Source organism: Arenimonas sp. (genome assembly GCF_019459675.1).
Taxonomy (GTDB): domain Bacteria; phylum Pseudomonadota; class Gammaproteobacteria; order Xanthomonadales; family Xanthomonadaceae; genus Arenimonas.
Genome location: NZ_JAIBFH010000221.1, coordinates 1 through 7,362, shown reverse-complemented (window position 1 = coordinate 7,362; position 7,362 = coordinate 1). Strand labels below are relative to the sequence as shown.

Sequence of the window (7,362 nt, the reverse complement as noted above, 5' to 3'; positions counted from 1 at the left end):
CCCCCCCCCCCCCCCCCCCCGGCCGGCCGGGCCGCAGCGCCAGCGCGACGGCGCCCACCGCGGCAAAGCTGGCCAGCACGCCGGCCGTGTACCACAGGGCCTGGCGCTTGGCCTGGCCGCCGCCCTGCGCCAGCGACACGGCCTTGAGCGACAGCACCGGCAGCACGCAGGGCATCAGGTTGAGGATGACGCCGCCGCCCAGCGCCAGCAGCAGGGCCAGCCACAGTGGCGTGGCGGTGCGGCGGGGCGGCGTTTCGCGCGCGTCGGTGGCCACCGTGCCGCCGGCCGGCAGCTGCAGGGCCACGGTGCGGGTCATCGGCGGGTAGCAGATGCCTTCTTCCTGGCAGCCCTGGAAGGTGATCGTCAGGGTGGCCGGCATGGCCCCCGGGTCGGATCGCAGCAGGGGCAGCGGTACGTCCACCTGGTCGAAGTAAACCTGCACGTCGCCGAAGTGTTCGTCGAAGTGCGACTTCGACGCAGGCCAGGCGATGGCGCCCGCGCGCGCGCCGGCAGCGTCCAGCGCCAGCGTAGTGTTGTCGCGGTAGAGGTAGTAGCCCGGTGCCGGGGTGAAGCGCAGCAGCAGGCGGTCGGGGGTGTCCACGATGGCTTCGAACCCGAAGGCCTGGGCCTCGGGCAGCGGCAGGCCGGCGCTGGCGCCCGGGGCCACGGCATCGCCCAGCAGGTTGCCGCCCCGCGGCGCGTCGAACGTGATCACGCTGGCGGCCGGCGCCGCGGCGCCCGCCGGCAGCGCGATGGTGAGCAGCTGGGTATGGGGCGGGTAGCAGATGCCCACGTCGGCGCAGCCCTGGTACTTCACCTTCACCTGGGTCGTGTCGGCGCTGGCGCTGCCGTCCAGCGTGGCCGTCACGGAGCCACGGTAGGTTTCCACGTCGCCGAAGAATTCGTCGGTGTAGGCGGTGCCGGTGGGCAGCACCAGCGGCCCGGCGGCGGTGAAGCCGGCCTGCGGTTCGGCGCCCATCCGGTGCTTGTAGAGGTAATAGCCGTCGGCGATCTGCCAGGTGAACTCCAGGCGGCCGCGGTCGTTGGCCTTCGCGGTCAACGCGAAGGCTTCGTCGATGGGCAGCAGGTCGGCTTCGTCCAGGGCCTGGGCGGCCGGAGAAAGCAGCAGCGCGGCCGCCAGGGCCAACAGCCAACGGGTCATGCGGGGATCTCGGGTGGGGGCGGGTCCGGCCAGGCAGACCCGACCAGACGCTCAGACAGCAAGTATCCCCGGAAGTTCGTCGCCAAGGCGAGAACTCCCCCGGCGCCGACCCTCAGGACCGGTCGGTCATGGCCTCCACGAAATCCACCAGCGGCTGCTGCTCCGGGCTGCGCAGGGAGCGGAAGGCAATCAGCAGCCGCTCCTCCAGCCCGCACTGGGCGTAGAAGTTGAGCATCATGGCCGGCGTTTCATCGTCACCGCCGATCCACCGTCCGCCGCGGCCGGTGGCCAGCCATTCGAAGCTGACGGCGGTGGCCAGGGCGATCTTGCCCATATTGTCGGTGGTGGGTTTGGCCCCGTCCTTGCGCTCCCACTGCGCCACGGCGCTGCGGGCCACGCCCACGGTGAGGGCCAGTTCGGACTGTGACATCTCGGCGCCTCGGCGCGCCTGCCTGATGCGGTTGAATAGAAGCGTCATCGATGTTTCCCCGGAAATACAGCGCACTTGCATCGCCGCGTCGCTTTGCATCGACGTCGACGTGATTGCCCGGCGCCGGAGTTCACCCACATGCGGCCTCCCCTGAGGACCGTGCGGCATCCGATGCCTGGCAAGGCCGGCCTGCGCGTATTCGCGTCAAGCCCTCAGAAGAGCGACACCGGTGCAAGCCGGGCCGGCCTCCTGGACGAATCACCGCCGTGCCCCGGACCGCCCTGTCGTTGCGCAGGTCGTGTTGCCGGGGGCGGTGGTTCGAACCTCACCCCGATTGTAGGGGCAGGGTCCGGTAAAAACGCAACCCGGGCCGCTGGCCCGGGCTGCGGCGGGGCCTCAGTTGAGGCTGCAGCTGGCCGGTTTGGCCGAGGTGAACAGTGCCGTGGTGGCCCACTCGGGGTGGTCGATGAACGGGTTGCGGTTGCCCTGGAAGCTGTAGATCACCTCGTTGCGCTCGCGCTCGGCGGCGTCCACCGGGTCGGCCTGGTGCCAGGCCAGCAGGGTGGACATCAGGCCCATGTAGGCCGGCGAGGCCGAGGTGATCACGATCTGCGCGCGGTTGTCGGTCAGCTCCAGGTCGGGTTCGGTCTGCCCGGTGGTCGGATGCAGGCCGCCTTCGTAGCGGATGGCCATGTAGAGGATCGCGCGCGCCATGTCGCCCTTGCGCTTGCCCCAGACTTCGAACGAACCGGCGTTGCCGTTGGGGCCCTTGAACCAGTTCGAGTTGCCCGGGTAGACGCCGCTGCCGCCGCCGCGGCCGCTGTTGACCTCGGTGACGCGCTCGCCGCACTGGGCGCTGAGCGCGCAGTTGGCGTAGGGCATGTTGCCGCGGTCGGCGTTGTAGCTGGTATCGGTGAGGTAAAGCATGTGCGTGTCGGTGTACGGCGCGTTGGGCAGGCCCAGGTTGCCGGTGGCGCTGCCAAAGCCCAGCGAATTGGGCCAGGTGTGTTCGCGGTTGTAGGTCAGGCCGGTGCCGGTGCCGGCGCGGCCGCTGACTTTCGGGTAGCTGCGGTTGCGGTAGGCGTCCAGGATCTGCCCGGTGTTGGCCGGGTTTTCATCGGCGATTTCCAGGATGGTCCAGGCGCTGGTGCCGGTGCCGCTGTACGGATAAGCGGTGTGGCCGCGGATGGTGGCGTGCAGCGAGCAGCGCAGCTGCGAGGCGCTGGAGGTGTTTACGCGGCTGTAGTAGCCGGTCTGTGCTGCCGCCACGGTGAAGCCCACGGTGCGGTTGGCGGCCAGCCTGGCGCCACCGGCGTCGGTGACCTGGCTGGCCACCACCGTCAGCGTGCAGCTTTCGCCGCCGCGCAGCGCGGTGTTGGTGCTGATGATGAAGCTGCTGCCGCTGGAGGGGTGGGTCAGCGCCACGTTGCCCGACAGCGAGCACTGCAGGGTGAAAGCGCCGCTGCCCAGCGTGACGAACTCGCTGAAGCTCACGGCCAGGTCGCCGGCGGCCGGGAAGCCGGTGGCGCCGTTGGCCGGCGTGGTGCCGGTGACGGTGGGCGCCGGGTTGGGCGCGCTGACCACCTGGCTGTTGTTGCAGGCGTTGAACTTCTGGGTGGCCGACGCGCGCCAGGTGAAGCCGGCCGAGCCGGTGGCCGTGCCGCCCAGCTGCAGGGACGTGCCCGGCGTCGTGCTGTTGGTTTCCGACACCGGCAGGTTGACGCTGGTGCGGCCCGCGGCCGGCCCGTTCGACGCCTTGATCACGCCCTCGTAGCTGAGGAACTGCACCACCTGGCCGCTGGGGTTCACCAGCGCGATGCCGTCGTAGCTGCCGTTCTGGATGCCGTTCACCGGGTAGGTGACGGTGGCCACGCGCACCGTGGCGCCGCAGGCCACCAGGCTGCCGGCGGGCACCAGGTCGTTGTCGTAAAAGGTGGCCGCCGTGGGCGAGTTGGTGCCGTTGTACAGATAGATGCGGTAGCCGCTGAGCGATTCGCCCGCGGTGGCCATCACTTCGATGCGCTCGCCGGTGTCGCCGGACGCGGTGCTGTCGTCGTAGTGGATTTCGTTGATGAACACTTCGGCGCGGGCGCCAAGCGGGGACAGGGCAGCGCAAAGTGCCAGGGCGGCCAGGCCGCGGTGGGTCATCGACATCCGGAAACTCCAGTGCAAGGTTTGGAGGGGGGATTGCGGTGCCCATGCCGGGCAGCTGAGTCTGCCAGTGATTTGTGACAGCCGTGACCCCATGGGCCCGCGCCGGCTGCAGGGCGGCAGCCTTGAAAGCCCATGCCCCGGCCCCATTGAGTCGGGGTCGCCCGGCTTCCTGTCCCCTTGCCGTGCGCGTATCATTGGCACTCACCGGGGTCGAGTGCTAACACACTTGGCCCATGTTGTTGAAATCATTGGAATAACGAGGAATAAAGCATGAACATCAAGCCGCTCTACGACCGCGTGGTCATCAAGCGTATGGAAGAAGAAAAGATGTCCGCTGGCGGCATCGTGATTCCGGACTCGGCCACCGAGAAGCCGATCAAGGGCGAAGTGATCGCCGTCGGCGCCGGCAAGGCGCTGGACAACGGCACCACCCGCGCCCCGACCGTGAAGGTTGGCGACAAGGTGCTGTTCGGCAAGTACGCCGGCACCGAAGTGAAGGTCGACGGCAACGAGATCCTGGTGGTGAAGGAAGACGACATCCTGGCCATCCTGGGCTGATCTTCCGCCGGCCCGCGCCTGCGCGACCGGCACCGCCACATCCCCCCTCAAACATATTCTGGAGTTAAGAAATGGCTGCCAAGGAAATTCGTTTCGGTGAAGACGCCCGCGCCCGCATGGTGAAGGGTGTGAACATCCTCGCCAATGCCGTGAAGGCAACGCTCGGCCCGAAGGGCCGCAACGTCGTGCTCGACAAGAGCTTCGGCGCCCCCACGATCACCAAGGACGGCGTCAGCGTCGCCAAGGAAATCGAGCTGGCCGACAAGTTCGAGAACATGGGCGCCCAGATGGTGAAGGAAGTCGCTTCCAAGACCTCCGACATCGCCGGCGACGGCACCACCACCGCCACCGTGCTGGCGCAGGCGCTGATCCGCGAGGGCATGAAGGCCGTTGCGGCCGGCATGAACCCGATGGACCTCAAGCGCGGCATCGACAAGGCCGTGGTCGAGGCCGTCTCCGAGCTCAAGAAGATCTCCAAGCCGTGCTCGACCTCGAAGGAAATCGCCCAGGTCGGTTCGATCTCGGCCAACTCCGACGCCAACATCGGTGAGCTGATCGCCAAGGCCATGGACAAAGTCGGCAAGGAAGGCGTGATCACCGTTGAAGAAGGCTCGGGCCTGGACAACGAACTGGACGTGGTCGAGGGCATGCAGTTCGACCGCGGCTACCTCAGCCCGTACTTCGTCAACAACCAGCAGTCGATGTCGGCCGAGCTGGAAGACCCGTTCATCCTGCTGTACGACAAGAAGATCGCCAACGTGCGCGAGCTGCTGCCGGTGCTGGAAGGCGTCGCGAAGGCTGGCAAGCCGCTGCTGATCGTGGCCGAGGAGGTGGAAGGCGAGGCGCTGGCCACGCTGGTGGTGAACACCATCCGCGGCATCGTCAAGGTTTGCGCCGTGAAGGCCCCGGGCTTCGGCGACCGCCGCAAGGCGATGCTGGAAGACATGGCCATCCTGACCGGCGGCACCGTGATTTCCGAAGAAGTGGGCCTGCAGCTTGAGAAGGCCACCATCAAGGACCTGGGCCGCGCCAAGAAGATCCAGGTCACCAAGGAAAACACCACGATCATCGACGGCGCCGGTTCGGCCGAGCTGATCCAGTCCCGCATCGCCCAGATCAAGGCGCAGATCGAAGACACCTCTTCGGACTACGACCGCGAGAAGCTGCAGGAGCGCGTTGCCAAGCTTGCCGGCGGCGTGGCCGTGATCAAGGTCGGTGCCTCGACCGAGATCGAGATGAAGGAAAAGAAGGCCCGCGTCGAAGACGCCCTGCACGCCACGCGTGCCGCCGTTGAAGAAGGCGTGGTCCCGGGCGGCGGCGTCGCCCTGATCCGTGCGCTGGCCAACCTGCGCGCGCTGCGCGGCATCAACGAAGACCAGAACCACGGCATCGTGATCGCCCTGCGCGCCATGGAAGCCCCGCTGCGCGAGATCGTCACCAACTGCGGTGAAGAGCCGTCGGTGGTGCTGAACAAGGTCAAGGAAGGCACGGGCAGCTACGGCTACAACGCCGCCACCGGTGAGTACGGTGACATGCTGGACATGGGCATCCTGGACCCGACCAAGGTCACCCGCACCGCGCTGCAGAACGCCGCGTCCATCGCGGGCCTGATGATCACCACCGAAGCAATGGTGGCCGAGGCTCCGAAGAAGGACGACGGCGGCGGCGCCGGCGGTGGCATGGGCGGCGGCATGGGTGGCATGGGCGGCATGGACTTCTAAGTCCCCCGCTTCGCGCCCCACGCAACACGAAAGGCCCCGCTTCGGCGGGGCCTTTTCCTTTGGTGGCAATTCCCTTTCGAAGAAGAAATACGTACTTCGGCGCTGGCGTCGGCCAATTGCTCGGAAAGCCTTGAAAAGGTCATTTCATTTGCCTTCTTCAAGTGCCATACGCCTCGCCGGGGAGTAGCGTCGGCGGGCGGGGCAATCCGGCCCCGCGCATCACCAGGGGAACACCATGAAGACTATTTGCAAGCTGCTGGCGCTGACGCTGCTGCTTTTCGCGGCGTCGGCATGGGCACAACTCAAGCCTTACACGGACTACGAGCCGAGCGAAGGGGTCTCGCACATCTCCACGATCAGAGTGCAGGCCAACATGATCGATGACTACCTCGAAGGCATCCGTCAAACCTGGGTGGCGTCCAACAAGGTCGCCAAAGAATTGGGGCACATCGACGACTACGTCGTGTACGTCAGCGACCTCCCCAGTTCGGGTGACTTCAACATCGTCCTGGTGGTCAGGTATGCCAAGGGCGCCGACATGCAGCCGTCCAAGGAACGCTACGACGCCTTCATGAAGGCCTGGGGCGATGCCAACCAAGGCAAGGTCCGGGAAATCGTCAAGAACTATCCTGCAATGCGTGAGATCACTGGCGAATACGTCCTGCGGACCGTTACGTTCAAATAAACCCGCCCGGCCGTCGGAAGGCCCTGCCCCGCCGCGGAGCCTTCTTCAGAACGCCGCGTCCATCGCGGGCCTGATGATCACTACCGAAGCGATGGTGGCCGAGGCTCCGAAGAAGGACGACGGCGGCGGCGCCGGCGGTGGCATGGGCGGCGGCATGGGTGGCATGGACTTCTAAGTCTGGCCTTGCCTGCGCAACCCGCAACATCGAAAGCCCCGCTTCGGCGGGGCTTTTTTTTGGGTTCTTCACGCACGTGCGGGGGGCGACGCCAGCACCTTCACTTGGGAGAAAATCTTTCCTGTCTCGCCGGCACGCGACGCATGTCCTCCAAATGCGCTTGGTTCACGTGACTTGCCCGGTCCTGCGATGCCGATAGCATCGGACGGCGGCAACAAGCCGACATCAAGAACAGGGGAAAGTGCATGCGCATTCGATTCTTGGCGAGCCTGCTGCTCGCTTCCAGCAGCGTGATGGCGGGGCCCGTGTGGGCGCAGGAGCCGCCGACGGCCGAAACGACCGCGGCCGCTCCGGCGCCGGCGGATGTGGCTACGGCTGCCGCCGACGCCGCCGCCGTTACCGGACCGGGCGATGTGGGAGCCGCTGCCCCCCACCCCGCACCGCGGGACGCGCAAGCCGCCGGCCGCGGGGCGCCCG

At 67.2% G+C, this 7,362-nt stretch carries 7 protein-coding genes; 4 read left to right on the top strand and 3 right to left on the bottom strand.

Going from position 1 to position 7,362, the window contains the following annotated elements; genetic code table 11:
* The 3 genes from K0M70_RS07565 to K0M70_RS07555 form a co-directional block, all read right to left on the bottom strand.
* A partial coding sequence (locus tag K0M70_RS07565; RefSeq protein WP_290781159.1) for a protein-disulfide reductase DsbD occupies window positions 1-1,162 on the bottom strand: 1,162 nt, incomplete at its 3' end.
* Window positions 1,163-1,274: 112 nt separating this feature from the next.
* Window positions 1,275-1,640 (bottom strand): helix-turn-helix transcriptional regulator, encoded by a 366-nt coding sequence (locus tag K0M70_RS07560; RefSeq protein WP_290781157.1) that lies wholly within the window; start codon window positions 1,638-1,640, stop codon window positions 1,275-1,277.
* A gap of 348 nt (window positions 1,641-1,988) precedes the next feature.
* Window positions 1,989-3,740 (bottom strand): endonuclease, encoded by a 1,752-nt coding sequence (locus tag K0M70_RS07555; RefSeq protein ID WP_290781163.1) that lies wholly within the window; start codon window positions 3,738-3,740, stop codon window positions 1,989-1,991.
* Between the two features lie 276 nt (window positions 3,741-4,016).
* Between K0M70_RS07555 and groES the strand changes: the two genes are divergently transcribed.
* The 4 genes from groES to K0M70_RS07535 all read left to right on the top strand — a co-directional run.
* Window positions 4,017-4,304 (top strand): co-chaperone GroES, encoded by a 288-nt coding sequence (gene groES, locus K0M70_RS07550; RefSeq protein WP_290781155.1) that lies wholly within the window; start codon window positions 4,017-4,019, stop codon window positions 4,302-4,304.
* A gap of 71 nt (window positions 4,305-4,375) precedes the next feature.
* On the top strand, window positions 4,376-6,025 hold the full coding sequence (gene groL, locus K0M70_RS07545) for a chaperonin GroEL (RefSeq protein ID WP_290781153.1): 1,650 nt from the start codon (window positions 4,376-4,378) through the stop codon (window positions 6,023-6,025).
* A gap of 235 nt (window positions 6,026-6,260) precedes the next feature.
* On the top strand, window positions 6,261-6,710 hold the full coding sequence (locus K0M70_RS07540) for a hypothetical protein (RefSeq protein ID WP_290781151.1): 450 nt from the start codon (window positions 6,261-6,263) through the stop codon (window positions 6,708-6,710).
* Window positions 6,711-7,130: 420 nt separating this feature from the next.
* Window positions 7,131-7,362: hypothetical protein (locus tag K0M70_RS07535; protein ID WP_290781149.1), on the top strand; the 232-nt coding region annotated here is incomplete at its 3' end.

Excerpts from the sequence above, each read along its gene's own strand:
- K0M70_RS07560 (WP_290781157.1), bottom strand. The coding sequence starts at position 1,640 with ATGACGCTTCTATTCAACCGCATCAGGCAGGCGCGCCGAGGCGCCGAG.
- K0M70_RS07555 (WP_290781163.1), bottom strand. The coding sequence starts at position 3,740 with ATGACCCACCGCGGCCTGGCCGCCCTGGCACTTTGCGCTGCCCTGTCC.
- groES (WP_290781155.1), top strand. The coding sequence starts at position 4,017 with ATGAACATCAAGCCGCTCTACGACCGCGTGGTCATCAAGCGTATGGAA.
- groL (WP_290781153.1), top strand. The coding sequence starts at position 4,376 with ATGGCTGCCAAGGAAATTCGTTTCGGTGAAGACGCCCGCGCCCGCATG.
- K0M70_RS07540 (WP_290781151.1), top strand. The coding sequence starts at position 6,261 with ATGAAGACTATTTGCAAGCTGCTGGCGCTGACGCTGCTGCTTTTCGCG.